This window comes from Yersinia mollaretii ATCC 43969, assembly GCF_013282725.1.
In the GTDB taxonomy this organism is placed as follows: domain Bacteria; phylum Pseudomonadota; class Gammaproteobacteria; order Enterobacterales; family Enterobacteriaceae; genus Yersinia; species Yersinia mollaretii.
In genome coordinates this window covers 2,090,976-2,115,935 of record NZ_CP054043.1, presented here as the reverse complement: position 1 = coordinate 2,115,935, position 24,960 = coordinate 2,090,976, and the positions used below count along the sequence as shown (strand labels likewise).

The window sequence follows — 24,960 nt, the reverse complement described above, 5'->3', positions numbered from 1 at the left end:
GCAGCCCGCTTTATCCCTCCGATATCCCTTTCTCAAGCTGTATTGCCACAGGGCTATTCGCGACACTGTCGATATCTCCCTCCCACTGCGCGAGCGCCTGTAAGCTGCTTTGTACCTGTTGTATAGCCATAACCAATACATCATGCTGGGTTTTGCCACCTTGTGAATAGAGCGCCAGTAGCGGTGCAATATTGGGTAGCGCCAGTGGTGGCTCCTCAATTGACTCGCTAGAGGTCAGCCGCTGCGCCCGTTGATTCAGTATCGCCGCAATCTGCTGACCATAATGGTCAACAGCCTGAGCCTGCTCAGGGGTGAGAGTGTGCTGCTTATGCAGGAAGACTGCTTGCAAGTGATTGATGGCAATAAAGAGTTCACGCAGTTGATCGAGCATCATCTGAGCATGGAAGCCGAGTAACTCACGTTTCCCGCGATGCCAACCCGGCTCCAGTAGCAAGTCAGACAGGATATTCTGGCTCTGACTGATCGCCAGCCAGACCTTCAATTGCCTGACTTCCAACTGGCTCAACTGCTGCTGTACCGGGATATCGCGCGGCACACTAAACAGGTCCGCCATGCCTCTTAACACGCCTACACTGCTCTGGCGCAAGCTATTGCCCGCCCGCTCCGGCCAAATCAGGGTATGGATCAAGGTGGTGACGATCACCCCAAATAGGATACCGATCAGTCGGTTGCGGATCTCCATCAGATCAGTGGTGGGGCCGAAATCCGCCAACAGCGCGATTGCATAGGTGAAGATCAACTGCATTCCGGCATAGCTGGTCCGCTCCGATCCCGCCATGATCCAGGCCCCGACCGCGATCACTGGCAGGGTCATCATCAGTAGCCCAATGATGCCAGTGATATGAGGCATCACAAAAACCATCGCCAGCAGCGCCAGCAAACTGCCCACCAGTGCTCCCAACACCCGCAGCAACCCTTTGTGGGTCGATGCCCCCAGACTGGGCAGGGCAATTAACATGGTCGTCAGCATGGCGGTGTGGATGCTCGACCACTGTAACGTGGTCAGAGTGATATAACAGATGAGCGAGGCCAACACGGTTTTCAGCGCAAAACGGACATAAACCGGATTGGTGAAAGTATCAGGGGCGAATAGCGGCGGCTCCGGCTCCACGGCTTCTGCGGGCAGTAACTCCCGATCCCAGCTCAGCGTCACCAGCGCATGGTGCATATCCAACAATGCACTGCGCTCCGCTAAGGGAATGACACTGAAGTCGAAAGGAGCATCGGATAATTTGTACGGCTGATGCTGTTGCATTGCCTGCGCAAATGAGGCGATTTCAATGTCTAGCTTCGCGACTAGCTCCCGCCCTGCCGCGCTAAGGGGCAAATGTGAGACTCGGCTCAACTGACTCGCTGCCGCAAACAGGCGGCCAACCGCACTTAAGCGCTGCTGATGGTTAATCTCTTTTTGTTGAAATGAGTTATCTTTGAACGAGGCAAAACGCAGCATTTCATAGAGCACCAGAATCGCTCGCTCAACCGCTTCGTTCTCCAACCTCGGGACTTTGTGGTGGCTATCGAGTAGCGCCGCAAGCTGCTCGCGGGTTGATGTCAGTAACACATCAACCTGCTCTAGCAGTGCCTGCTCGGGTTCACGCGGCAACAGCAGCGTATTCACCGTCAGAGAAACCACCACGCCATAGCTCATTACTGCCCAGATCCACAAAATCGTGTGGGTCAGGTACTCCGGGCTGACGTTGCTATCGGCCCAGCTCTGGATAAAGAGAATCAGCATGGCGATCAGGTTAAATAGCGCCCCAAAGCGAAATACGCGCATTAGCCATAAGCCACCAAAACAGAGCAATGAAGCGCAGACGATCCGCACCAATGGCATATCGATAGTGAACTTCATCAGCAGTAAGGCCAGCACTGCCATTAACACCAGCGCCACCAATGCGCCCAAGCTGGTCTGACGGCTGAGTACCGAGTTCTCTTTGGTGGCAATAAACACTGAAAACAGCGCGATATCCGCCATGGGAATGCGCAGACTCATGGTCGTGACCAGCACCAATGAGCTGGTGAGCAGCAAGCGCAGCACTAAATTGCTGCGATAAGGGTAAGGAGCCAGCTCAGCCCGCCAGAAGGCCCATAATCGCTGGAGTGAATGGCCTCGAGTGGCCGACGTATTCACGGTTTGACTCCATCAGTTGACTGCTCCGTTTGACTCTCTGGCAGCACCACGGCAACCGCCGACGCCCCAATACGGAACAGCTCCCCATCAGGATCCGTCACTTTGATGCGCACAGGAAAACGTTGCGCGACCCGAACCCAGTTCAGTGAGCGCTCAACCTGCGGCAATCCGCCATCTGATGAGATCCCCCCTTCGGTTGGCACCACGCCATAGCCAACTGATTCAACTTGTGCATCAAAGACACGCCGGGTATTTGCCATCAAATAGACTTTGGCTTTCTGGCCCGGTTGCAGTTGTTCGAGCTGTGATTCGCGGAAGTTAGCCACCACAAACCAGTTTTTATTATCCGCCAGTGTAAAGACCTGTTGGCCCGCCGAGACAAATTGCCCCACGGTGGTGGATAGCCCAATCACCCGGCCATCAAAGGGCGCACGAACCAAGGTGTGCTCCACATCTAATTTGGCTAGGGCCAGATCAGCAGCCATCACCTTTTTCTTCGCCACCAGCGCAGCAATACTGCCAACACCGACGGACTCCCCTTTCGCCTGGGCGCGAGCCGATGCCAAGGCATCATTGGCACTTTGCAAATTGTCCCGTGCATTATCAACGGCTTGTGCCGAAATAAAGCCGCGAGCAAAAAGTGCCTGTTGGCGGTTTAAGGTTTGCGCCGCTAATCTTTGCGCCGCTTCCGCCTTGCGCACGGTATCTTCCGCCGCTTGCGCATCGTAGCTCTGTTCGGTCACACCGCGCTGCTTCAGGACGATCTCCTCTTCCAATGCGGCCAACGCCCCTTCTGCTTTGGCCAGATTATCCTGATAGCTGCGCTCATCAATGCGGAACAAAATATCCCCCTGTTTTACTGCCTGATTATCTCGCACATTCATCGCAACAATGCGTCCGCTGACTTCTGGCGTGACAGAAATGGTATCGGTATAGGCGTAAGCATCATCAGTGGTGGGGGAGGTATCCATACGCAAAATGACGTAGATGCCTAATATCAACGTTAGCAAGACTAAAATGATCACTATCCCACGCCGGTGAGATGTTTTTTCCGGCTTATTTGCCATGGTTTCCTCCTGGCATTAGTGGTTAAAGAACATAATCCACGCCAAAACTGAAAACAGTATGGTTAACGTCGGCCAACTGATCATTAACGGGCTGAGCCACGACTCATGCTTATAGTGAATCAACACACCACGAACAATTAGCGTCAAAATAACGCCCGCAACAATGCAGAACATCCAGTCAGGGAAATAAGCGCCAAGTACGTTGAGAGAGGGAGATAGAGTGCAACCACTGAGTAATATCAGGCAGCTGAATGCAAGAATAGAAGCCCGACCCCAGCAGGGTAAGTACGGTCTTTTCATGAAAATAGCCCTTCGGCAGTCCTTAAGTGATTTTTCCTGAATTGCAGTCATTAATATCAATACAATAAATAAACATTTCACCAACAATGCTTAAACATTGTATTGCTATTATTACGCCAGATAATCATCTTACATAAGGCTAGTTTATAGGTTAATTATTTGCCGATTATTTTTCAAATAAATAACCCCACCATCTCTATCGCATCATCATAGACAAGTGATATAAAATCAGCAAAACTGGGCGCTTCTCTCGGGATCAGTTGACGATGGAATCTGGTACCAGGCTAATCGGGGTCAAAGGTAAGAGTTATGATACGCACTATGTTGCAAGGCAAACTGCATCGGGTCAAAGTCACTCAAGCTGATTTGCACTATGAAGGTTCCTGCGCTATTGATCAGGATTTTCTGGAAGCTGCTGGCATTCTGGAATATGAAGCCATTGATATTTATAACGTTGATAATGGTCAGCGTTTCTCTACTTATGCGATTGCCGCCGAGCGCGGCTCACGAATTATCTCCGTGAATGGGGCTGCTGCACGCTGTGCTTGTGTCGGTGACAAACTGATTATCTGCTCTTATGTGCAGATGTCTGATGCCAATGCCCGTCTGCATCACCCAAAAGTGGCCTATTTTGAAGGTGAGAATCAGTTACAGCGCAAGGCGAAGGCCGTGCCCGTTCAGGTTGCGTAACCCCCCTTCTTACTTGAAGTCGCAGGGGGGTGAGCGACGTTCACCCACCTGACTCACTGATTTTATAAGATAAAAAAATGGCGTCTCATTCGAGCGCCATTTTTCATTTCACCATCTCACTCTCGAGCGACTAATCCGACTCCATCACTGCGGGTGCGGGGGTGGGCGGCTGACTGGGTTCATTGGCAATGCGTTCCGCCATGGTCGGGATTGAGTCAGTACGCAAAATATAGAGCCGTTTCAATGTAAACGGGTTATCGCCCGGTTTGACCTTGCCCTGCATGGTGGTGACCGCTAAATGGAAACCGGCATTTTTCGCTGCATCAATTGCCGTTTGGTTAAAACCGCCAAAGGGATATGAGAGAAAAATCACATGCGGATTAAATTGCGATAATGCACGGCGTGAGTGTTCAAAATCAAAAACAATATTGTGGTAAGAGCGGCTCAATAAAATAGGGTTACGTTTATTGTCTGTCCGGTGCAAAAAGTGGGTATGAGACTGAATATCAAATACATCCTGAGTCTCTTTCAGTTCAGCAATACTCATAAACTGTAGTGAGTCGGGATTCCATTTCTGCGGGTGGCGCTTAATACGCGATGAAATAATAAACGCCGTGGCGCGGAAACCATTCTCTTTCAAAATCGGATAAGCATAGCGATGGACTGATTTAAGGCCATCATCAAAGGTCAGCACCACCACTTTTGCCGGTAGGTTAATCTTGTTATTAATATAACCTTCAAGTTGATAGAGCGAAATGGTGTCGTAACCTGTCTGTTTGAGATAGGTCATCTGATTACTGAAGGCAGCATCAGAGGTGGTGGTTGAGGTATTCAGAAAACGTTTATTTTCTTCATTTTTCAACATGTGGTGATAGGTCAGGATAGGAATACCGTTATCTATTTCAGCATCAACACTGCTGACATATCCCAAGCGATCGCCAATATTGACCTGATACCAAGTATTACCTAAACGGTCTTTCAATTTACCGACAATCGGGTAGCGCAGGTTATCGACCAGCGTCGCAAATTGTTCGCTGTCGACATCTGGCGCGAGATAAACCGCAGTTTCCCGCTTGATCAGGATATTTTGATTCGGTAACGGCTTATTCAAGTCACCCAAAATATCGTTGGTTTTTCGTGCCTTAGTGATATCGTGTAAGTCGTCTTTATCAATAAAGCCAATGCCGTTACCAAATTTAAATTCGTAGTATTCTGCCGCCGCAGGGGAAACCTGAATAAGCTGATCTTCTTTTATCTCGCCGACGGGAATGACACGCTCACCGACCAGCGAATATATTTCGCTATCACGTTGCGCAACCATATATTTAGGGACAAGTGCCGATTCATCAGGCAAGAGATCTGCATGGGTTGCCGGTATCATTACCGACATGACAACACCGAGTAGCATCCCAATAGCTATTCTGTTTTTATGCCACATTATCGTTCTACTTATGCGCATTCGGCGCTGAATTGAAAAGGGAAAAATCTGGTGCGCCAGCATAGCACGAGACACTTAGAGTTGAGAAAGGCGATATTAGACGGGGACATTATTTATTACGATTAAATTCCAGCATTCACAACAATTAGCTCACGATTAATTCACGAACAACATCCAAACTATATTTGACGTTACAGCAAGGCGGCAAATAAATGTATCCCGAATCACCGACATCAGTCAGTGATTCGGGTAAGTGAACGCAGCCAACACCGCTGTAGCGCCAAGGACGAAGGGTATTTAGGTCCGCAGACCGCGACCCCGCTCAATCAAATACCAAGCCCATGCATAAAATACCGCAATAAACACCACCAGCACACCAATGGTCAATGTCAGTGGCACATCGGTAATGCCGAGGAAGCCATAACGGAACCCGCTGATCATATAGACGATAGGGTTAAGCTTCGATACCGCCAGCCAGAAAGGTGGCAGGAGCGATAGCGAGTAAAATACCCCGCCTAAATAGGTCAATGGCGTCAGCACAAAGGTCGGTACCAGACTGATATCATCAAATGTTTTGGCAAATACTGCATTTAACAATCCGCCAAGGGAGAAGACGATAGCCGTCAGCATTAAGGTCAGCGCAATCATTGACCAAGAGTGAACATGCAGTGGCACAAAGAACAGTGAGATGATCGTAACCAGAATGCCCACACAGATCCCACGCGCCACCCCGCCACCGACATAACCGATAATCACAATATGGGTTGGCACCGGAGCCACCAGCAGCTCTTCAATGCTGCGTTGGAATTTGGCACCAAAGAAGGAGGCCGCCACGTTGGCATAAGAGTTGGTGATTACCGCCATCATAATCAGGCCGGGCACGATAAACTGCATATAATCAAAGCCCCCCATATCACCAATTCGGGAACCAATCAGGTTGCCGAAAATAACGAAATAGAGCGACATGGTAATCACTGGCGGCACCAATGTTTGAATCCAGATACGGGCAAAACGCGTGATCTCTTTGATCCAAATACTCTGTAATGCTACCCAATACAGGCGGGTCATGCTTTCTCTCCCCCGTTGCCATTAACCAAGGTGACAAATAGCTCTTCCAGACGGTTAGCCTTGTTGCGCATACTTTGTACCTGAATTCCCTGCGCGTTCAGTTGGCTGAATAACCCATTTAGCCCCTGCTCACGCTTGACATCCACTTCCAGCGTCGAGGTATCCGTCAGACGATAGCCATAGCCTTCCAGCTTAGGTAGCGGGCTTTTAATCGCCAGATCAAAAATAAAGGTTTCGGATTCGAGCTTGCCAAGCAACTGTTTCATCGTGGTATTTTCGACCAGCTCACCATTCTGAATGATGCCGATATTGCGGCACAGCATTTCAGCTTCTTCCAGATAGTGCGTGGTCAGAATGATGGTGGTCCCCTGCGCATTCAACTCTTTCAGGAAGCCCCACATCGAGCGGCGTAACTCTATATCCACCCCCGCCGTCGGCTCATCGAGGATTAGCAATTTAGGTTCATGCATCAAGGCGCGCGCTATCATCAAGCGGCGCTTCATCCCGCCAGACAAACGGATAGCACGCTCATTACGTTTGCCCCACAAATCTAACTGGCTGAGATACTTTTCAGCGCGTTGCAGAGCTTCACGTCGCGTCACACCGTAATAGCCCGCTTGGGTAATCACAATCTGCAATACCGTTTCGAACGGGTTGAAGTTGAACTCCTGCGGCACTAATCCGAGCTGGCGTTTGGCATTCACGATATCTTGATCGATGTCGTAGCCAAAGACCGTCACTTTGCCCGATGTTTTGTTCACTAATGAACTGATAATGCCGATGGTGGTGGATTTACCCGCACCATTAGGCCCAAGCAGCGCATAAAAATCGCCAGCTTCTACGCTCAGATCAATGCCACGCAGTGCCTGAACGCCACCTGCATAGGTTTTGGTCAGTTGCGATATTTCCAGTGCATATGTCATAAGTAAAAAAGAGCCTTATTCAATGGGTATCTCGGGTGTCGCCGCACATCCATGGCTTGCTTAACCCACCTTGGTTGAGGTAGGTCACAGGTGGCAGAAGGGAGCCAAACAGACACCGAGAAGATGTTACGCTGATAACATTGCGCAATCAAAGGAACCACAGTTCCGATTTCAAAATCCTAATCCTTGCCGTATATTATCCTATCGCAATCCGTTCATTACAGGCTATTTACATTCATGAAAGAAATAGAAAAGCTCATCGCGAATAATCGGACATGGTCAAACACCATCAGTAAAGACAATCCTGATTTTTTTGAGCACCTGGCACAAGCCCAAAAACCCCGTTTTCTGTGGATTGGCTGTTCAGACAGTCGTGTTCCAGCCGAGCAGCTTACCGGCTTGAAATCTGGCGAGTTATTCGTTCACCGAAATGTTGCCAATCTGGTTATCCATACCGATCTTAACTGTCTGTCTGTGGTTCAATACGCCATCGATGTACTGCAAGTGGAACACATTATTATTTGTGGTCACCTTGGCTGTGGTGGTGTTGAAGCCGCAATCAAAGGCGAAGAGATGGGGCTGATTGACAACTGGTTACTGCACATCCGCGACCTTTGGTATAAGCACAGCTCACTGCTGGGTGAACTGCCCCAAGAAGAGCGCAGCAATGTGTTGTGCCAAATTAACGTGGTAGAGCAAGTGTATAACCTGGGTCATTCGACCATTGTCCGTTCGGCGTGGAAACGTGGGCAAAAAGCCATGATTCACGGCTGGGTATATGGTATTGAAGATGGCCTGCTGCGTGATTTAGAAGTATCCGCCACCAGCCTGGGCAGTCTTGAAATGGTGTACCGTAAAGCCATGGCCGAGTTGTTACAGCAAAATAACAAAGAAGACTAATCAGTTAGTCTATGGGAGGGTACGTTCATACGCGCCCTCTCCCATCAATAAATCCTGCTAAATCTGTGGCCTAAGTTCGTCGTAGCCGATTACTCGTCTAACATCACAACTTTGCCGACATACGGCAGGTGTCTGTATCGTTGCGCATAATCGATACCGTAACCCACCACAAACTCATCAGGAATGGTGAAACCGACCCACTCAACCGGAACTTGGACTTCGCGGCGCTGTGGTTTGTCCAGCAGGGTGCAGATAGCCAATGATTTTGGGCCACGCAGTTGCAGAATCTCGCGGACTTTACTCAGCGTATTGCCGGAGTCGATAATGTCTTCGACAATCAGCACGTCTTTGCCACGAATATCTTCATCCAGATCTTTCAGGATTTTCACATCGCGAGTGGTGCTCATGCCGTTGCCATAGCTAGAGGCGGTCATAAAATCGACTTCATGAGAAACATCGATGGCACGACATAAATCTGCCATAAACATAAATGAACCACGGAGTAACCCCACCAACACCATTTCACTGCCGCTATCGCGATAGTGTTCAGAAATTTGGCGGCCTAATTCGGCAATTCGGGTTTTTACTTCCTGTTCGGAAATCATGACTTCTACAATATGTTTCACAGCCAACATACCTATTTGAATTAATTGATTTTATATCTATGATGAGCTTAAAAAAATCGCCCCATGGATACAGAGTAATGCCCATAGCTTAACACAAATCAGGAAATATCCCGCAGCGGCAGGGGGCGCAGAGTATAGCAAAAATGCGCTGACGGATGTATTAATAGCGGCCTTATAAAATTGATTTGTGCTACTGGCGGCGACTCAATTAACTATTTTCAATCAAGAATATTGCTTTCACGCCGATGACTGTTGCACTCTCTTATTAAGGGCGAAGCAACTGAAGCCCACTCCTCAACGGACTCACGTTTTTACAAGGAATGTTTCATGAACTATCAATCGACCAATCTGCTGCTTTACTCTGTAAGCCTTACAATCATAGTGGGTATAAGCCTGTGTATTGCATTTTTTGGCCTCAACGCCCCCATTTTTTACCTGCTGATCGTGGGGTTGGTTTTGAGTGTATGGGTCTCTTTATCTTTGCATCGTTTAGCAGAAACCGGCTCTGCCTATCTGATTGCTGAAAAAACACAATGGATGGTTTACGTACAGGGTATACCGGTGCAGGAAACCCGCTCATCGCTAAAGAATCCTTGTTTTATCAGTGTGGCGCGTTTAACGTCCTTCTTCTTGCGTTTTCTGATCATCAAGATAGTGATGCAGGCGGCACTCATCTATTTAGCGCTACAGCAAACCCTCCATCTTACATCCGAGGTTGATCCTGATTGGTTATTGGCACTCAGGGTCATAGGCGTGGTGATTATCTGCATTTTCACCCACAAAGTATGGTTGACGGTGAAGGTGTTGCTTGCGCTGCGACGTTCAGAATGGTTGTTTGAAGAGGTTCCAAGAGAGGGCTTTAGCTACTATCAGGCTTACATCATCAAGCAAGATAAAAAGAGCGGAAATCAGATTCTTCAGCCCGCATTAGCTGAACTCCTCGCGCTATAAAAGAGGCGCAACTGACCAATAAATATCCCCGGCAACCTTACCGGGGATTGACTCAAGCACTGACAGTAAAGCCCAGCATCATGCCGGTATCTTCATGTTCTAGCAGGTGGCAGTGCGCCATATAAGGTGTACTGGCGGGTGCCAAGTGATTAAAGCGCACTAATATTTCACTGCGCGCTCCATCCACTCGGACAGTATCTTTCCAGCCACGGCGATGCTCCGCTGGCGGCTTGCCATTTTCTGTCAAAATACGGAACTGCGTACCATGAACATGGAATGGATGCAGCATCATGTCGCCTTCACCCGAAATCGTCCACTTCTCGTATTTGCCCTGTTTAGCATCAAACGCCGCTTCGCTCATTGAAAATGCTTTGCCGTTAATCATATTGGCGTGGCTGAAATCAAACGCGGGGGCGGCTTTCATCGCGCCATGATCCATGCCTTTCATATTGCCGTGATCCATACCCGCCATGCTGCCACTGTCCGTCATGGCACCGTGATCCATGCTCATGCCCGCCATCGCTTGCATGCCATAGCGGCTCATCAGCGCCTGCATTCCCAGCATATCCAGTTTCGGGTCCATCATCAGTTGGAACCAGCGCTCCTGCAAACCGGCAACATCGGCTAGCGCAGGGATGACGACCAGCGCATCCGGCAGCACTTTGCTCCCTGCCGCCAGTGAGGGTTGAATGCGTAACACGGGGAGTGGTTGATCAAACGGCGCTAATGTCATGCCCATCTGTTTCACGGGTAACGTGACCAGATCGAGGGATTTGCCATCTGAGGTATCCACCAACACTTCGAAGCGCTCACCCATCAAAATAGGTAATTCCCGTACCGCGACGGGCTCTGCCAGTAATCCGCCATCACTGCCAATCACATACATTGGGCGGCCATCGCTGAGCGCCAGATTCAGTGAGCGGGCGTTGCAGCCATTGAGTAACCTTAATCGCACCCAACCGCGTGGGGTAATTTGCTGCGGATAACGTGCGCCATTGGTGAACATCCGGTCACCAAACCAACCCACGGCAGCAGTCATGACATCCAACTGATAGTCAATCTGCCCCGCTTTACTCAGCAATTTATCCTGCAAAATCACCGGAATATCATCCACGCCCCACTGTTTTGGCAGGGGCAATTTTCCGCTTTCACTGTCATCAATCAGCACCAAGCCGCCTAGCCCCATCGCCACCTGATGGCCGGTTTTACCGTGAGTATGCGGGTGGAACCAACAGGTGGCGGCCGGTTGTTCGACGGTAAAGGCGATCTGACGTTTGGTGCCGGGCGGAATCAGTGCTTGCGGGCCACCATCGACTTCACCGGGGATCTCCAGACCGTGCCAATGCACCGTCGTCGCTTCCGGCAGGGAGTTGGTGATATTGATGGTGACCGGCTTACCTCGTTGCAAACGAATGGCGGGTCCCAGCAAATTGCCGTTGTAGCCCCACGTTTGGGTGGTGGCAGAAGGTAGCCAAGTCATAGTGCCAGTCTGGATATTCAGATCAATATTGCCCGCAGCGTCCGGTTGGAGCAGTGGCGGGATAGGGAGGGGTGAAAAATCTGCGGCCAAGGCCGCGCGGCTCCATAAAGGCAGTGAAGTGGCGGCTCCGAGAGCTGCCGTTAACTTAATAAAATCACGGCGATGCATGGTCGTCTCCATTCGTGATAGCCGATAAATGCTGATGAAAAGTCAGTATTTATCGCGGGTGAGTGCCTAAGTGGCACAAAAACAGCATTATGGGCGAGCATAAACCCTCCCCTAACGGGAAGGTCAAGGTGTAATCAATCAGCCGGTGAATCATCCCCGATGTAATATTGTTTACGTTGTCGCATCACAGTGTGATAACGTCTGTTAACAATGAACAAGCCTATTTCCGCGATGAAAAGAACAACGTTAGTTATGCTGCTGCTTACTCTGTGCGGATTCTCATCTGCCAGTTCTGCATTAAGTGAATCTGAAGCAGAAGATCTTGCCGATCTGACTGCGGTATTCGTCTATCTGAAAAATGATTGCGGGTACAACGAACTGCCCAATAATGAAATCAAACGCGCCATCGTCTATTTTGCCCAACAAAATCGCTGGGATTTACGGAACTACAATAGCTTTAATATGAAAGCCTTAGGTGAAGATAGCTATCGCGATCTGCGCGGCATCTCTATTCCAGTTCCGATTAAATGCAAATCTCTGGCCCGTGACTCTTTAAGTTTATTGGCCTACGCTAACTAGCGATCCCACCTTTATCCTTTCAGTCTGGAATTCCGCCGTGCAACCTCAGGCAGAGTTGGCTATGATGTTGCCCCCCATTTTTCATGGCTGTTACTGCGAAGGAGAAGCCCCGAACATGTCACAGAAAGAACTATGGTATGAGACATTACATGCCAATTTCGGTCAGTACTTTTCAGTCGAAAATGTGCTGTACCGCGAGAAAACCGAGCATCAGGATCTGGTGATTTTTGAGAACCCAGTGCTGGGCCGAGTCATGGCGTTAGATGGCGTGGTGCAAACCACCGAGCGTGATGAGTTTATCTATCACGAAATGATGACTCACGTCCCTTTGCTGGCCCACGGTCAGGCGAAGAAGGTATTGATCATCGGCGGCGGTGATGGCGCGATGCTACGTGAAGTCAGCCGCCATAAAGATATCGACCAAATTACCATGGTGGAAATTGACGCCGGTGTCGTCGAGTTCTGCCGCCAGTACTTGCCAAACCACAGTGCCGGTGCTTATGACGATCCCCGCTTCAAGTTAGTGATCGATGATGGTGTTAACTTCGTTAACCAGACCACGGAAAAATTCGATGTCATCATCTCTGACTGTACCGACCCCATCGGCCCCGGCGAAAGTTTGTTTACCTCGGCTTTCTACCAAGGGTGCGCCCGTAGTCTAAACGACGGCGGTATTTTTGTGGCACAAAACGGCGTTTGCTTCCTGCAACAAGATGAAGCGGTCGACAGCCACAATAAGCTTAGTCACTATTTCAGCGATGTCAGTTTTTATCAGGCCGCCATTCCCACCTATTACGGTGGCATTATGACTTTCGCTTGGGCGACTCAGAATCCATCGCTACGTCAGTTAGATCTGACCACACTGCAACAGCGTTTTGCCGACGCGGACCTCACCTGCCGCTACTATAATCCAGCCATTCATGTTGGCAGCTTTGCATTGCCGCAGTATCTGTTGGACGCCTTGGCGATCAAACGTTGATAATCCATAAGGGGGTGAACTAAATTGTCCAAGCTTAAACTACACGGCTTCAACAACCTGACGAAAAGCCTGAGTTTTTGTATTTACGATATTTGTTATGCCAAGACCGCAGACGATCGCGATGGCTATATCGCCTACATTGACGAACAGTACAACGCCAACCGCTTGACCGAGATCTTGAGCGAAACCTGCTCGATCATTGGTGCCAATATATTGAATATTGCGCGGCAGGATTACGATCCACAGGGGGCCAGTGTCACTATTCTGGTCAGCGAAGAACCTGTCGATCCGCGCGACGTTGATACCTCCGAACACCCCGGCCCGCTGCCCAATGCGGTGGTCGCCCATCTGGACAAGAGCCATATCTGTGTCCACACCTATCCAGAAAGCCACCCTGAAGCAGGGCTATGCACTTTCCGTGCAGATATCGAAGTCTCTACCTGCGGGGTGATTTCACCGCTGAAAGCTCTGAATTACCTTATTCATCAGCTAGAGTCCGACATCGTTACCATGGATTACCGAGTGCGCGGTTTTACGCGTGATATCAATGGGGTTAAGCACTTTATCGATCATAAAATAAACTCGATTCAGAACTTTATGTCTGACGATATGAAGTCGCTGTATCACATGATGGATGTGAATGTTTATCAGGAAAATATCTTCCATACCAAGATGATGCTGAAAGATTTCGATTTGAAGCATTATCTGTTTAATGCCAAGCCAGAAGAGCTGAGCACAGAAGAGCGAGAGCGCATTACCCGCCTGTTATACAAAGAGATGCAGGAAATCTACTATGGCCGTAACGTGCCAGAAATGTGATGTGGTTTGGCTAAGCGATTTATTAGAATCACGATATAAACGGCCCACTTGGGCCGTTTGATGCACAGATTATGTCCAATCGAGGTACTCAGATAAAGCAGGGACTACGAGTTTATTCTTTAGGCCATGTTTGGCCCTCTTGAAATTTTTTGTGCCAAAACCTACGTGAATATAAGTCATCACGATCCATATAATAAACAAAATCCTGGAGTTTCGTGCTGAGCTGGAATTCATATTTATACTTTGCCGTTGCTAACTTACCTTGAATATCAAACAACTCATCAAAATCACTTTGGCAACTATCAAACTCTTTGCTAGCAATTCGCACTATTAATTCGGCACATAAATTTTCATATTTTATTAAGCATTGACGAATAGATGACATACATGTCCTATAACGCTCAAGCTCATCTTCGAGAATAGGCCAAAGGTCCATAGAATCCTCACTTAATTTTTATGGGTTGAATATGGCCGACTTGCCCAGTTGTTGGATTGTAGATCATTTCTAACCCAGCTCCTTCATATTTGAAATACCCTGGTGCCCCCTTAGGGTCTGGTATTATCTTTGGATTGCTATTTAAAACCTCTTTAGCTTGTAAAAATGGAGCTGGGCGCCCCTGACTCCACAAACGATCATAATAATTTTTGCTGAATTTCAGCCCATCAACTGAATAGAACTCACCATCAAATGCTATAGATTTACCACCTGTGGTCCCTTTAGTCTCAAACCACTTCGCCTGCCCGCTGGCAAAGCGTACGCCGCCTTTCGCTAGCCCGCCAACACCAACAGCATAACCCCCAAACTCAAACAGCAGCTTACCGGCTTCAACACCTGATTCATAGGCACCACTGGCACCACGCCTCCATTCTATTAATTCGTGCCAGCCACTCCTGCTTAACACTTTGCGCCACGGTGCCAATGATATCATCACTGTTAGCCAGTTCTCTCAATGCGCTGATCGCTTGTTGAGGCTCTTCTAGCATCCCCAACAATTCGACGGTGCTGTCGTAGAGTCCTTCCGGCACACTGGCGACAATCCCTGCCGCAAAAGCGCCATCTTGTGTCGCGCTGGTCAGCCCCCAACCAATGAAAACTTTGCCCTTCTCTGCCAATGTGCTGGCAGCATCCATCTCGGCTTTCATCAGTTTTTGTTGGTGGTGGCTGAGGTAGTTATAACGAAAAGTGGTTTCGGCAGCATTGGCACCACTGTAGGCACCTTCAGATTTGCCTGTAAATACCGCCCCTGCTACACCACCGAAGAAGCGGGCTAGCTGAGCCTGCCGCTCAGATTTCGCCTGCCACTCCTGCGCACCAATAAAGTTATCCCCCATCACCACCCCGGCCAGCTCCGCTGCCAGTGCCCCTGCTGCGGCACCGTTGGCACTGCCGCCGCCGATTTCAGCGGCAATACCCGCTATAATGGCGTGGCTGATCGCTTTGCCGGGTGCGCCCAAAACTGCGCCATTATTACCAATCAGATTGGCCCCTTCAGCATGTAACTGGCCGCCAAGGTTGGCAAGGAGCGCGAGGGTCAGATTATCTTTAAAACTGCCACCGTTGAGGCTGGAACTGAGGAGAGAAGGAGCCGTAGATTATCTTTCAACCCCATAACCATAAAAAACCGCACCTTAATCAGTTGGGTTCAACTTTTAGGGTGCGGGTAAAGAGGCTCGGAATATGTTTACATATTTAATAATATCTTTAAATTTAATATAGACTCATCAATATACTCAGAATAATTATCTAGTGTGTCACCTTGATCTAAAGCCACAGCATATACTTGCTCCAAGGTGAACCAACTATCATGAAAAGATTGCACCCATGATGCATCTACAGACTGCAAGCAATCGAGCAGTCCTCTGAGCTTGTCTATGAGGTCCGCTAAAGATATTTTATTTGACTCATAGCTAACAATAATATTTTTCATCAAAGATAATTGCCTTATGTCATAATCAGATAACGTATTTTTTATATTCTTACTCATTGCTTTATTATCCCAAAGTCTACTGTCACTACTCGTCCAGTCTCAGTATTAGTGATAACTGTGACATTGTTTTTTTTATCGTGATATGCAGTTGTTCCCGGTATTTTCCCTTTTACTGCATTTTGTGGGCTAATGGCATTCTCTACAACGCTCGGTGTAATTCCTTGCTTTTGCATACGATCAAGCGCGTGCCCTGAGAAATATCGACCACCAATAGTCGTTGGCTTATTAAGCCCATCGGGAACAACCAATGGATTACCTTTTGCTCCTGTTGGTGTTTTTGCAGAAACATCATCAAGGATAGAAGAGGATGAGCCTTTAACTCTAAACTTCTCAGCCCGCCCGCTGGCAAAGCGCACGCCCCCTTTCGCTAACCCGCCAACACCAACAGCATAACCACCAAACTCAAACAGCAGCTTACCGGCTTCAACACCTGAATCATAGGCACCACTGGCACCAGCCTGCTGATAGTGCGCCTCCATTCTATTAATTCGTGCCAGCCACTCCTGCTTAACACTTTGCGCCACAGTACCAATGATATCACCACTGTTAGCCAGTTCCCTCAATGCGGTGATTGCTTGCTGAGGCTCTTTTAGCATCCCCAACAATTCCACGGCACTGTCGTAGAGTCCCTCCGGCACACTGGCGACAATCCCTGCCGCAAAAGCGCCATCTTGTGTCGCGCTGGTCAGCCCCCAACCAATGAAAACTTTGCCCTTCTCTGCCAATGTGCTGGCAGCATCCATCTCGGCTTTCATCAGGTTTTGTTGGTGGTGACTGAGGTAGTTATAACGAAAAGTGGTTTCGGCCGCATGGGCACCACTGTAGGCACCTTCAGATTTGCCTGTAAATACCGCCCCTGCTACACCACCGAAGAAGCGGGATAGCTGAGCCTGCCGCTCAGATTTCGCCTGCCACTCCTGCGCACCAATAAAGTTATCCCCCATAACCACCCCGGCCAGCTCTGCTGCCAGTGCGCCTGCCGCGGCACCTTTGGCACTGCCACCGCCGATTTCAGCGGCAATACCCGCTATAATGGCATGGCTAACCGCTTTGCCGGGTGCGCCCAAAACTGCGCCATTATTACCAATCAAATTGGCCCCTTCGGCATGTAACTGGCCGCCGAGGTTGGCGAGGAGCGCGAGGGTCAGATTATCTTTAAAACTGCCGCCATTAATACCGGTATTGAGGCTGGAACTGAGCAGAGATTGGCCCGCGACTCGCTGGGCAACTTTGCTCCAGTCGCCGTGACTCAGGCGCGGCAATTTAGCCGCGCTCGCCCCTTCGGCGGCGCTCTCCCAGCCCATCAACACATCAAACCCGCTCAATGCGCCCCCAATGGCCATTGAGGTGACCAATGATTTCACTGAGGATTTGCTGCCCAAATCTTTGAAGGTTTTGAGCTTAAGGCGTTTTTTGTTTAACACCAAGCTAGAAGAGCTGAATGTAGAGATAAGGTCAGAATGATTTTTTACCGTCCCAGCGACCAAATACCTTTCGCTACTCCGGCTGTAGATCCCCCAGAACTTAGTTCCTCACCGTTAAGATAATGCCCGGCAAAGCCAGGCATTACTGGATAATAGGTGAAGTATCCTTTTATCTAACTGGCCCCCAATAGCCAAGAAAAGGAAAATCGGGGTCAACTAAACGCCAAATTTCACCAGAGTGTTTTTTAAACCAACGCTCATGAAAATTCTCACTAGCATAATATGCTGTTACTGGAATTTCTGTTATAACCCCGTCATTGAGTTGGAGGTTGAGCCAATCTTGGAATCGATTAAATTCACCGATAGACTGGAACGAATTAATTTCTTCCCATATATAGGAAGACATTATTTTACTATCCATGATGGATCCACCTTTCCAGAAATATAAACTTGATTACCTCCACCAACCAGACCTGATTGTTGTGCAGCCGTTCCCTCATAAAATTTAACTCCAGCAGGCATTTTTATTTCAACAACTTTAGTTGCTGTATTTCCCCACTTCGGATCTAAAGCACTATCAATAACTGATTGGACTGGTCCTGTAGGCTTAACTCTAGTCCAATAGGCTCCCAATTCCCCAGAGTTTCCACCATACACTCGATATAATGTTGTAGGCTCAGTAGTAATATTTTCTTTGTAACTACCACTTCTGAATGTTCCTGCAATTTGTTCTGTCAGAGGCCCTTTATTCAATGGGCCATATTCAGCAATAACAACGGTCGTCCCTTTAACTCTAAACTTATCAACCTGCTTGCTGGCAAAGCGTACGCCGCCTTTCGCTAGCCCGCCAACACCAACAGCGTAGCCGCCAAATTCAAACAGCAGCTTACCGGCTTCAACACCTGATTCATAGGCAGCACTGGCGCCAGCCCGCTGATAGTGCGCCTCCATTCGATTAATCCGGGCCAGCCACTCCTGTTTGACACTTTACGCCACAGTACCAATGATATCACCACTGTTAGCCAGTTCCCTCAATGCGGTGATTGCTTGCTGAGGCTCTTTTAGCATCCCCAACAATTCCACGGCACTGTCGTAGAGTCCCTCCGGCACACTGGCGACAATCCCTGCCGCAAAAGCGCCATCTTGTGTCGCACTGGTCAGCCCCCAATCAATGAAAACTTTGCCCTTCTCTGCCAATGTGCTGGCAGCATCCATCTCGGCTTTCATCAGTTTTTGTTGGTGGTGACTGAGGTAGTTATAACGAAATGTGGTTTCGGCCGCATGGGCACCACTGTAGGCACCTTCAGATTTGCCTGTAAATACCGCCCCTGCGACACCACCGAAGAAGCGGGCTAGCTGAGCCTGCCGCTCAGATTTCGCCTGCCACTCCTGCGCACCAATAAAGTTATCCCCCATAACCACCCCGGCCAGCTCCGCGGCCAGTGCGCCTGCCGCAGCACCTTTGGCACTGCCGCCGCCGATTTCAGCGGCAATACCCGCTATAATGGCGTGGCTGATCGCTTTGCCGGGTGCGCCCAAAACTGCGCCATTATTACCAATCAGATTGGCCCCTTCAGCATGTAACTGGCCGCCAAGGTTGGCAAGGAGCGCGAGGGTCAGATTATCTTTAAAACTGCCGCCATTAATACCGGTATTGAGGCTGGAACTGAGGAGAGATTGACCCGCGACCCGCTGTGCGACCTTGCTCCAGTCGCCATGACTCAGGCGCGGCAATTTAGCCGCACTCGCCCCCTCGGCGGCGCTCTCCCAGCCCATCAACACATCAAACCCGCTCAATGCGCCCCCAATGGCCATTGAGGTGACCAATGATTTCACTGAGGATTTGCTGCCCAAATCTTTGAAGGTTTTGGAGATATCCCCCTGATTATCCACCAGAGAGACCGCCGCCTGCGATGCCAGTGCGGAGATCCCCCCGGTCACTGCGCCGCCCGCGACACCGCCGCCCACCGCACTGTTGGCGGTGGCAACCAGCCCCGATCCCGCAGTGGCGACGGCCACGCCAATGCCTATCACTGCGGCCACCACCGGATTCAGCCGCTCACTTTGGTGATCCCAAGCGTGATAGGCATCCATCACTTTTTGCCACTGCACATCATCCCGCAGATGCAGGTCTTTCAACCATTCATTACCGGGGATCACTGCCAGTGCGCTAATCGCCGCCTGAATAGATTGGCTATTTTTTGCCTTGACGTCGGCACTGATACCCTGCGTGGCATTGACCGTTAATTCACCGCCGGTATGAATCGTGGGCAGCACCCACTTGCCCTGCTGATAGCCGCTGTCGGTCTGCTTGATGTAAAAACCCTTTGCCAGCGTGGTTTTTTGTTCAAACGCGCTATCTTTAACCGCTTCGAAAATCACTTTGCCGTGAGTGCTGGTGAGTTTGGCATTCTGCCCTGCCGCGATTTTACTGGCTTGATAGGTGCTGTCATCACGGCTTAGCAGGCTGATATCTCCGTCAGCAGTGAATTCGGTGACTTTATTGATGCTGGAGTGGCTGACATTATGATGCGACTTTTTCCGCCCATACCATTTACGGGTGGTCCAGCGCTCTTCGGCATGGCTGGTCTCTTCCATTGCCTGAGCAAATAAGTAGCCCCCTTCAGCGGCGATATCCATCAGGCTTTTAGCGGCCAGTTGGGTGGCCTGAAACAGAATACTGCCGTTTGAAATCAGTGTCAGCACACCGCCGCTGTTCAGTTGCGTCGGTTGCTGGAGCTTTCGATAGCTGAAATTATCGCCGCCGCCATGATGCTCTTCGTTGAGCAGTGACTCAAAGCGCATATTGCCGCCCGACGTGAGCGTCATGTCACCGCCAGAGAAGAGTTCTGCGCCGTAGCCAAGGAGCTGGCTATTGGCTGCTGCGCTAAGGTTTTCCCCTGCCTGTACGCGGGTGACCATCTGGCGATCCTGACGTGGCGTCACCGCCGGATAAGGTAAGGCGGGCAGTTGGATGTTCTGACCGGCCAGCAAAGTGATATTGTTATCCGCCGTGATAGTGCTGGCTTGAGCCAAAATATCGCGGCCCGCATTGATTAAGATATTGCCGTTGGCATTAATCTGAGCATTCAGTTCAGGTATATGTGAAACGGAGAAAGCCAAGGAAATATCATCATGTGGGTAGAATATACTATCTATTGTCTTGTGTTTCTCTGATAGTAATGTAGCCATCCACGGGATATTGCGTGGTGACAGATTAATGTCGCGGGCAGCATGAAGATTAACATCTTGCCCCGCATCCAGAGTGACGCCTCGCAGCGACAGGTTATTGCCGGCATTAAAAGTCATATTTCCGTGACTTTTTAACTGGCCGGGCAAAGAGAATAATTGATTAAACAGCTCTATATTTTCTGCTCGGGTAAAAATCTTACTTAAAAGAGCTAATGTTATCAGGCTATCAGTGTGAGCTATATTGATATCCTGATTGGCCAACAGGCTAATATTACGGGCGGGATGCAGTAAGGTATCTGTTAGATTAATATTTTTACCGGCAATCGCGGTAAAATCACCGCGGGCATTAATCTGGCTAATGACCCGCTGGTAATCAGGTTGAAAATAGTGCGGGATATCATCTATCGGCTTGAACTCAATATGACCTTGTCGACTAGATACCAAAATATCTCGCCCGGCAACCTCACTGTTTATCGCATTAATATCATTAAGTGCGGTAAGAGAGATATCTCTACCTCGCAGCGTACTGCTATTTAAATCAATCGTATCCTCAGCAATAAAGGTGAGATCACCCCGTGCATGTATCAGGTCATTACTGATGATACGATTACCATGTAGCAGGATATTATTACCGTGCAAGATAGGTTGTGTCTGTTGTTTTAACCAAAAGCTGATATCAGAGTCTTCTTCGTTTTTCGGCCAACCCGCATCTAAATGGATCTGGTTATTAAAATCCAGCACGACATTCCCCTGAGCAGTGATAGCTGCAGGGTATTTCTCAGCTTCAGTCCATACGGTATACCATTCATGCTCCATGGCCCTATCTCGATTATGCATGCCTCCTTGCACCTCATAATCAATAAACTCATCCTTTATCCAACTGCTGTGGCTGCTATTTAAGAAGTTATCTCCAGTAAGGAAGATATCTTTGTCTGCACCGATATTGCTTACTTTATTGGTTAGCTGGTTGGCATTAATATACAGGTTCCCTCCTGAATAGAGGGTGGCAGCGGGTGCATCGGCAGTGACTTGATACAGGCTTTTCTCGGTATTAACTTTATACAAGCTCCATTGTGCTAATTTATGAATAACTCTAAAGTCTGTCGTACCAAACCATTTTCTCGGGAAGTCATAGGGGAGTTGATCTTCAGACAAGTTGACTGTTTTTATGACTGGGTGATAACGATAATCCTCATTGTCATAAACGTTAGCACTGGTCGAGTCTGGCGTTAATTCCTCCCAATCTGCATTAAAGAACTGGCGAGTATTCTCCAATTTATCAGTGCGAATAATTAAATCACCGACACCAGTTCTAATACTGCCAGAGCTATTGAAAACTAACGAGTTTTTATTCCCTTCGGCATCTTTCTGTATCCACATCTGGTTATTAGCGTGCAGTTTAGCCGAGGGTCCGGTATTACGAACCTGATCACTGAACAGGCGCATATCGCGTTCGGCTTTCACCTCACCATAATTATAAAGTTTGGTATTTGCCAAGGTAATGTCGCGGCCACTGCGTAATTTGCTGCCCACAGTAACGACGGTATTTTTGCCAATCACATTAAGATCTTTTTTCGCCGTGATATGGCCTAAGGTGAGATCACCCGCCGCATCAATCGAAATATCCCCTTGCTGGCTGACGATATTATTGAGATTGGCTGCAACCTCTTTTTCCGTGATGACCAGTCGGATGCGGTTGGCATACATGCCGCCCAGATTTTTGGTGTCCACTGCCAGTACTGGGGCTACCCCCGTGGCGGTTTGTGGTTGAATACGGCCATGTTGATAATCGACCTGATTCACCCCCAAAATAACATCAAGCTGATTAGCTCGAACTTCCCCCTCCAGCGCCAGAGAGCGACTGATCAATTGACTGTAATCTTGTGACTGACCATCGAACCCTTTATCCCCCACGGTGATGATTCCACCCATCACATTGAACCGTTCTAAATCACCCTGTGAGTTCAATACCGGGGTGCCAGTGGTTAAGGTGATGCCACTGGCGTTGATAAAACGACAGCCATTGCAATTCAAACCGTTGGGGTTGGCGATAATCACATCGGCTTTCTGACCAAAGATCTCCAACTTGCCTGCCAGCGTCGTGGGCTTGTTGCTGATAACCTCATTGATAATTAATGTGGCACTTTTGCCATTAAAATGGGGATTGGCGGGTAACTGACCTGCTAACACTGACTGCCCCGCCTGGGTGGCATTATTGAGTACTAAACCGTCAGCGCCGATATTCAGTTCGCTATAGGGAGTATAGGAAACGCCATTCGCATTAGGCGCGTAGATAGAAATCACTGGCGGAGACGCTGATGTTGGGCTAGCGGCGATAGCCGGATGTAGGGGTTGCAGTGCGGTAAGATAAATCAGTAGCCAACTGGCTATACGTCGGGTTCGATAAGCAAATCCTTCCATAAAATCACCTTCCTGGTGCTGCGCCGGGGTATCGGCTAATGTGTTATCTGACAGGCAAATAACACATTAGCCAGAGAGAACAACTCACTGACGAGCCTACGCAATTCAAGGTGGATTTTTTATCGTGGATTGGCTGATTAGTTATCTCAAACGCTTATTATTTCGACTATTTATGATTAGCGCCCAACTAAAAAATATCAATCTCCCTGTAGAAAGACCGAGGTCACAGGGTTAACGTGCTAATAATTGATCTCTGGCTATTCCCATCATCCTGATTGACGAGGTATAAGGAGATCCAATTTTTCTGCCTGACACTGCACAAGGATGATGCCTGCCCATGAACCGCCTCCCTACTCTGTATGGCATTATTGCGATTTTGCTCTGGAGCATGAGCGTTGCCTTGACGCGCGGGCTAGCTGAAACTCTGGGGCCATTTGGCGCGGGAGCGGCCATTTATACGGTCAGCGGGGTGTTGGTGTGGCTGGTGGCGGGTAAGCCAACTTTGCGCGGGCAACATCCCGCTTATCTGTATGGTTGTGGGGCGCTGTTTATGGTCTATATGGTGGCCTTCGCACTGGCGATTGGCATGGCCAATGATCGTCAGCAGACCCTTGAGATTGGCCTGATTAACTATTTATGGCCCAGCTTGACACTGCTCTTAGCGGTTCCGTTGCTCAAACTGCGCGCGCGTTGGTGGCTCTGGTTGGGGGCGGCTCTTGCGCTCTTCGGCGTCATCTGGGTGGTGAGTGGCGGAAATGGGCTGGATATCAACACATTGAGCACCAATGTCCGCAGTAACCCACTGGCCTATAGTTTGGCACTGATCGCCGCATTGACTTGGGCGGCCTATTCCAATTTAGTGCGTTTGTACAGCCGAGGGCCGGGAGCGCTGCCACTGTTTTTACTCGCCAGCGCCCTCTGTTTGTGGTTGATGTTCTTTATGCTGACACCCGGCAAGTTGCATTTTACTCAGCGCGCCATTTTTGAGCTGCTGCTGATGGGAGCCAATACCGCGTTGGCCTATGTGTGCTGGGATATTGCCATGAAAAAAGGCAACGCCACTCTGGTTGCTGCCCTCTCTTACTTCACACCGCTATTATCGATACTGATCGCCAGTTTGTGGCTCAATACCCTACCGTCAGCCGCGTTCTGGCCGGGGGTTGCCATGGTGGTGGTCGGTTCACTGTTATGCTGGTCTGCCAGCCGCAATCAACCTTAAATCATCGTCTATGAGTGCAAGATGAAAGCTCGGTAGCCTTTGAGTACCAGCAGAAAATCCTCTAGGCCGCACAGGCAAAGGCTCTCTTCATCGTAGTAATTCATGCCCTCTTCCATCTCATCGCCGTCAAGATCCAGTTGGTTGGCCCGCACCATCACCTCTTCACCATCCAACCACAGTGTGTATTCATGACCCGTCAGTTGCCACTGGCGCTCACTGCCTTTCACTTCAGTGGCGGCAGCTTCAATTTGATCCAGTTTTGCCAGATCGCCTTTGATCTCTTCATTGAGCCAATGGCCGATCACTTCATGCCCCATCGAGAATCTGACGAGCACTTGCCCGGTCAAATCACGCAAGAATTCATAGTCCATAGCACGCCCTCCTGATATCAATATACCCAAAGTCATTGGGGCGCTAACACCGCAGCGGCCTCAAGTCAGAAGGGCATATTATTAGTTTAAACGTTATTAGCAGCCTCACTTGGCGCAAACTCGCAAAGCCGGTAAATAGCTGCAAAATTTCAATCGATCGTGGTTTTAAAATAGAAACGGGAGGCCACTGGCCTCCCGTTTGTTT

The 24,960-nt window shown here is 49.2% G+C and carries 24 protein-coding genes; 7 read left to right on the top strand and 17 right to left on the bottom strand.

Annotation, left to right across the window (positions count from 1 at the left end):
* Positions 1-10: 10 nt before the first annotated feature.
* The 3 genes from HRD69_RS09360 to HRD69_RS09350 are packed head-to-tail and all read right to left on the bottom strand — an operon-like array spanning position 11 to position 3,519.
* The gene (locus tag HRD69_RS09360; protein WP_050413199.1) at positions 11-2,152 is read right to left on the bottom strand and encodes an FUSC family protein; all 2,142 of its coding nucleotides are present in this window, start codon (positions 2,150-2,152) and stop codon (positions 11-13) included.
* Positions 2,149-3,219, bottom strand: a complete 1,071-nt coding sequence (gene mdtN / locus HRD69_RS09355; protein ID WP_004875067.1) for a multidrug transporter subunit MdtN — start codon at positions 3,217-3,219, stop codon at positions 2,149-2,151. The genes HRD69_RS09360 and mdtN overlap by 4 nt, the downstream gene beginning before the upstream one ends.
* A 15-nt stretch (positions 3,220-3,234) precedes the next feature.
* Positions 3,235-3,519 (bottom strand): YtcA family lipoprotein, encoded by a 285-nt coding sequence (locus HRD69_RS09350; protein WP_071984842.1) that lies wholly within the window; start codon positions 3,517-3,519, stop codon positions 3,235-3,237.
* Positions 3,520-3,828: 309 nt separating this feature from the next.
* Here HRD69_RS09350 and panD point away from each other — a divergent pair, with 309 nt between their 5' ends.
* Positions 3,829-4,209 carry an aspartate 1-decarboxylase gene (gene panD, locus HRD69_RS09345; protein ID WP_032814263.1) on the top strand — a complete coding sequence of 127 codons (381 nt, stop codon included), beginning with the start codon at positions 3,829-3,831 and terminating at the stop codon, positions 4,207-4,209.
* A 130-nt stretch (positions 4,210-4,339) separates the two neighbouring features.
* On the opposite strand, the gene HRD69_RS09340 is transcribed toward panD, so the two are convergent.
* The 3 genes from HRD69_RS09340 to HRD69_RS09330 all read right to left on the bottom strand — a co-directional run bounded on the left by HRD69_RS09340 (position 4,340) and on the right by HRD69_RS09330 (position 7,638).
* Positions 4,340-5,647: a polysaccharide deacetylase family protein gene (locus HRD69_RS09340; protein ID WP_004875070.1), complete on the bottom strand. Its 1,308-nt coding sequence runs from the start codon at positions 5,645-5,647 to the stop codon at positions 4,340-4,342.
* Between the two features lie 297 nt (positions 5,648-5,944).
* Positions 5,945-6,715, bottom strand: coding sequence for an ABC transporter permease (locus tag HRD69_RS09335; protein ID WP_032814266.1), 771 nt, complete (start codon positions 6,713-6,715; stop codon positions 5,945-5,947).
* The gene (locus tag HRD69_RS09330; protein WP_004875072.1) at positions 6,712-7,638 is read right to left on the bottom strand and encodes an ABC transporter ATP-binding protein; all 927 of its coding nucleotides are present in this window, start codon (positions 7,636-7,638) and stop codon (positions 6,712-6,714) included. Before HRD69_RS09330 ends, HRD69_RS09335 begins: the two co-directional genes overlap by 4 nt.
* Positions 7,639-7,875: 237 nt before the next feature.
* On the opposite strand from HRD69_RS09330, the gene can reads away from it, so the two are divergent.
* Positions 7,876-8,538, top strand: coding sequence for a carbonate dehydratase (can, locus tag HRD69_RS09325; protein ID WP_004875073.1), 663 nt, complete (start codon positions 7,876-7,878; stop codon positions 8,536-8,538).
* Between the two features lie 89 nt (positions 8,539-8,627).
* Here the strand turns inward: can and hpt are convergent, their stop codons facing one another.
* Positions 8,628-9,173 carry a hypoxanthine phosphoribosyltransferase gene (gene hpt / locus HRD69_RS09320; protein WP_004875074.1) on the bottom strand — a complete coding sequence of 182 codons (546 nt, stop codon included), beginning with the start codon at positions 9,171-9,173 and terminating at the stop codon, positions 8,628-8,630.
* Positions 9,174-9,491: 318 nt separating this feature from the next.
* Between hpt and HRD69_RS09315 the strand changes: the two genes are divergently transcribed.
* On the top strand, positions 9,492-10,115 hold the full coding sequence (locus tag HRD69_RS09315) for a hypothetical protein (protein ID WP_032814268.1): 624 nt from the start codon (positions 9,492-9,494) through the stop codon (positions 10,113-10,115).
* A gap of 52 nt (positions 10,116-10,167) precedes the next feature.
* Here the strand turns inward: HRD69_RS09315 and cueO are convergent, their stop codons facing one another.
* Positions 10,168-11,763, bottom strand: coding sequence for a multicopper oxidase CueO (cueO, locus tag HRD69_RS09310; protein ID WP_032814270.1), 1,596 nt, complete (start codon positions 11,761-11,763; stop codon positions 10,168-10,170).
* Positions 11,764-11,994: 231 nt separating this feature from the next.
* Between cueO and HRD69_RS09305 the strand changes: the two genes are divergently transcribed.
* The 3 genes from HRD69_RS09305 to speD all read left to right on the top strand — a co-directional run bounded on the left by HRD69_RS09305 (position 11,995) and on the right by speD (position 14,140).
* A complete protein-coding gene (locus HRD69_RS09305; RefSeq protein ID WP_032814272.1) occupies positions 11,995-12,342 on the top strand; it encodes a YacC family pilotin-like protein in 348 nt (115 codons plus the stop codon).
* Between the two features lie 115 nt (positions 12,343-12,457).
* Positions 12,458-13,321, top strand: a complete 864-nt coding sequence (gene speE / locus HRD69_RS09300; protein WP_004875080.1) for a polyamine aminopropyltransferase — start codon at positions 12,458-12,460, stop codon at positions 13,319-13,321.
* 24 nt (positions 13,322-13,345) lie between these two features.
* Positions 13,346-14,140 carry an adenosylmethionine decarboxylase gene (gene speD / locus HRD69_RS09295; protein WP_004875082.1) on the top strand — a complete coding sequence of 265 codons (795 nt, stop codon included), beginning with the start codon at positions 13,346-13,348 and terminating at the stop codon, positions 14,138-14,140.
* A gap of 112 nt (positions 14,141-14,252) precedes the next feature.
* On the opposite strand, the gene HRD69_RS09290 is transcribed toward speD, so the two are convergent.
* From HRD69_RS09290 to HRD69_RS09255, 8 genes are all read right to left on the bottom strand, one after another.
* Complete coding sequence (locus tag HRD69_RS09290; RefSeq protein WP_032814274.1) at positions 14,253-14,576, bottom strand: hypothetical protein; 324 nt, start codon at positions 14,574-14,576, stop codon at positions 14,253-14,255.
* Between the two features lie 7 nt (positions 14,577-14,583).
* The gene (locus tag HRD69_RS20595) at positions 14,584-15,042 is read right to left on the bottom strand and encodes a hypothetical protein (protein WP_244262992.1); all 459 of its coding nucleotides are present in this window, start codon (positions 15,040-15,042) and stop codon (positions 14,584-14,586) included.
* Positions 14,978-15,676 (bottom strand): DUF637 domain-containing protein, encoded by a 699-nt coding sequence (locus HRD69_RS20730; protein WP_172984642.1) that lies wholly within the window; start codon positions 15,674-15,676, stop codon positions 14,978-14,980. The genes HRD69_RS20595 and HRD69_RS20730 overlap by 65 nt, the downstream gene beginning before the upstream one ends.
* A gap of 146 nt (positions 15,677-15,822) precedes the next feature.
* Complete coding sequence (locus tag HRD69_RS09275; RefSeq protein ID WP_032815690.1) at positions 15,823-16,125, bottom strand: hypothetical protein; 303 nt, start codon at positions 16,123-16,125, stop codon at positions 15,823-15,825.
* A complete protein-coding gene (locus HRD69_RS20835; RefSeq protein WP_425330489.1) occupies positions 16,122-17,552 on the bottom strand; it encodes a DUF637 domain-containing protein in 1,431 nt (476 codons plus the stop codon). Before HRD69_RS20835 ends, HRD69_RS09275 begins: the two co-directional genes overlap by 4 nt.
* Before the next feature lie 169 nt (positions 17,553-17,721).
* Positions 17,722-17,973 carry a hypothetical protein gene (locus HRD69_RS09265; protein ID WP_144416301.1) on the bottom strand — a complete coding sequence of 84 codons (252 nt, stop codon included), beginning with the start codon at positions 17,971-17,973 and terminating at the stop codon, positions 17,722-17,724.
* Positions 17,958-18,503: a hypothetical protein gene (locus HRD69_RS09260; protein WP_004878251.1), complete on the bottom strand. Its 546-nt coding sequence runs from the start codon at positions 18,501-18,503 to the stop codon at positions 17,958-17,960. Before HRD69_RS09260 ends, HRD69_RS09265 begins: the two co-directional genes overlap by 16 nt.
* Positions 18,504-18,539: 36 nt before the next feature.
* Positions 18,540-23,165, bottom strand: a complete 4,626-nt coding sequence (locus HRD69_RS09255) for a DUF637 domain-containing protein (protein ID WP_280525093.1) — start codon at positions 23,163-23,165, stop codon at positions 18,540-18,542.
* Positions 23,166-23,502: 337 nt separating this feature from the next.
* Between HRD69_RS09255 and yddG the strand changes: the two genes are divergently transcribed.
* Positions 23,503-24,384: an aromatic amino acid DMT transporter YddG gene (gene yddG / locus HRD69_RS09250; RefSeq protein WP_004875531.1), complete on the top strand. Its 882-nt coding sequence runs from the start codon at positions 23,503-23,505 to the stop codon at positions 24,382-24,384.
* Positions 24,385-24,392: 8 nt separating this feature from the next.
* On the opposite strand, the gene yacL is transcribed toward yddG, so the two are convergent.
* Positions 24,393-24,755 carry a protein YacL gene (gene yacL / locus HRD69_RS09245; protein WP_004875532.1) on the bottom strand — a complete coding sequence of 121 codons (363 nt, stop codon included), beginning with the start codon at positions 24,753-24,755 and terminating at the stop codon, positions 24,393-24,395.
* Between the last annotated feature and the right edge of the window lie 205 nt (positions 24,756-24,960).

What these genes read in the sequence shown, in the direction of transcription:
- mdtN (WP_004875067.1), bottom strand. Translation starts at nt 3,219, where the DNA reads ATGGCAAATAAGCCGGAAAAAACATCTCACCGGCGTGGGATAGTGATC.
- HRD69_RS09350 (WP_071984842.1), bottom strand. Translation starts at nt 3,519, where the DNA reads ATGAAAAGACCGTACTTACCCTGCTGGGGTCGGGCTTCTATTCTTGCA.
- panD (WP_032814263.1), top strand. Translation starts at nt 3,829, where the DNA reads ATGATACGCACTATGTTGCAAGGCAAACTGCATCGGGTCAAAGTCACT.
- HRD69_RS09340 (WP_004875070.1), bottom strand. Translation starts at nt 5,647, where the DNA reads ATGTGGCATAAAAACAGAATAGCTATTGGGATGCTACTCGGTGTTGTC.
- HRD69_RS09335 (WP_032814266.1), bottom strand. Translation starts at nt 6,715, where the DNA reads ATGACCCGCCTGTATTGGGTAGCATTACAGAGTATTTGGATCAAAGAG.
- HRD69_RS09330 (WP_004875072.1), bottom strand. Translation starts at nt 7,638, where the DNA reads ATGACATATGCACTGGAAATATCGCAACTGACCAAAACCTATGCAGGT.
- can (WP_004875073.1), top strand. Translation starts at nt 7,876, where the DNA reads ATGAAAGAAATAGAAAAGCTCATCGCGAATAATCGGACATGGTCAAAC.
- hpt (WP_004875074.1), bottom strand. Translation starts at nt 9,173, where the DNA reads ATGTTGGCTGTGAAACATATTGTAGAAGTCATGATTTCCGAACAGGAA.
- HRD69_RS09315 (WP_032814268.1), top strand. Translation starts at nt 9,492, where the DNA reads ATGAACTATCAATCGACCAATCTGCTGCTTTACTCTGTAAGCCTTACA.
- cueO (WP_032814270.1), bottom strand. Translation starts at nt 11,763, where the DNA reads ATGCATCGCCGTGATTTTATTAAGTTAACGGCAGCTCTCGGAGCCGCC.
- HRD69_RS09305 (WP_032814272.1), top strand. Translation starts at nt 11,995, where the DNA reads ATGAAAAGAACAACGTTAGTTATGCTGCTGCTTACTCTGTGCGGATTC.
- speE (WP_004875080.1), top strand. Translation starts at nt 12,458, where the DNA reads ATGTCACAGAAAGAACTATGGTATGAGACATTACATGCCAATTTCGGT.
- HRD69_RS09290 (WP_032814274.1), bottom strand. Translation starts at nt 14,576, where the DNA reads ATGGACCTTTGGCCTATTCTCGAAGATGAGCTTGAGCGTTATAGGACA.
- HRD69_RS09275 (WP_032815690.1), bottom strand. Translation starts at nt 16,125, where the DNA reads ATGAGTAAGAATATAAAAAATACGTTATCTGATTATGACATAAGGCAA.
- HRD69_RS09265 (WP_144416301.1), bottom strand. Translation starts at nt 17,973, where the DNA reads ATGGATAGTAAAATAATGTCTTCCTATATATGGGAAGAAATTAATTCG.
- HRD69_RS09260 (WP_004878251.1), bottom strand. Translation starts at nt 18,503, where the DNA reads ATGGAGGCGCACTATCAGCGGGCTGGCGCCAGTGCTGCCTATGAATCA.
- HRD69_RS09255 (WP_280525093.1), bottom strand. Translation starts at nt 23,165, where the DNA reads ATGGAAGGATTTGCTTATCGAACCCGACGTATAGCCAGTTGGCTACTG.
- yddG (WP_004875531.1), top strand. Translation starts at nt 23,503, where the DNA reads ATGAACCGCCTCCCTACTCTGTATGGCATTATTGCGATTTTGCTCTGG.
- yacL (WP_004875532.1), bottom strand. Translation starts at nt 24,755, where the DNA reads ATGGACTATGAATTCTTGCGTGATTTGACCGGGCAAGTGCTCGTCAGA.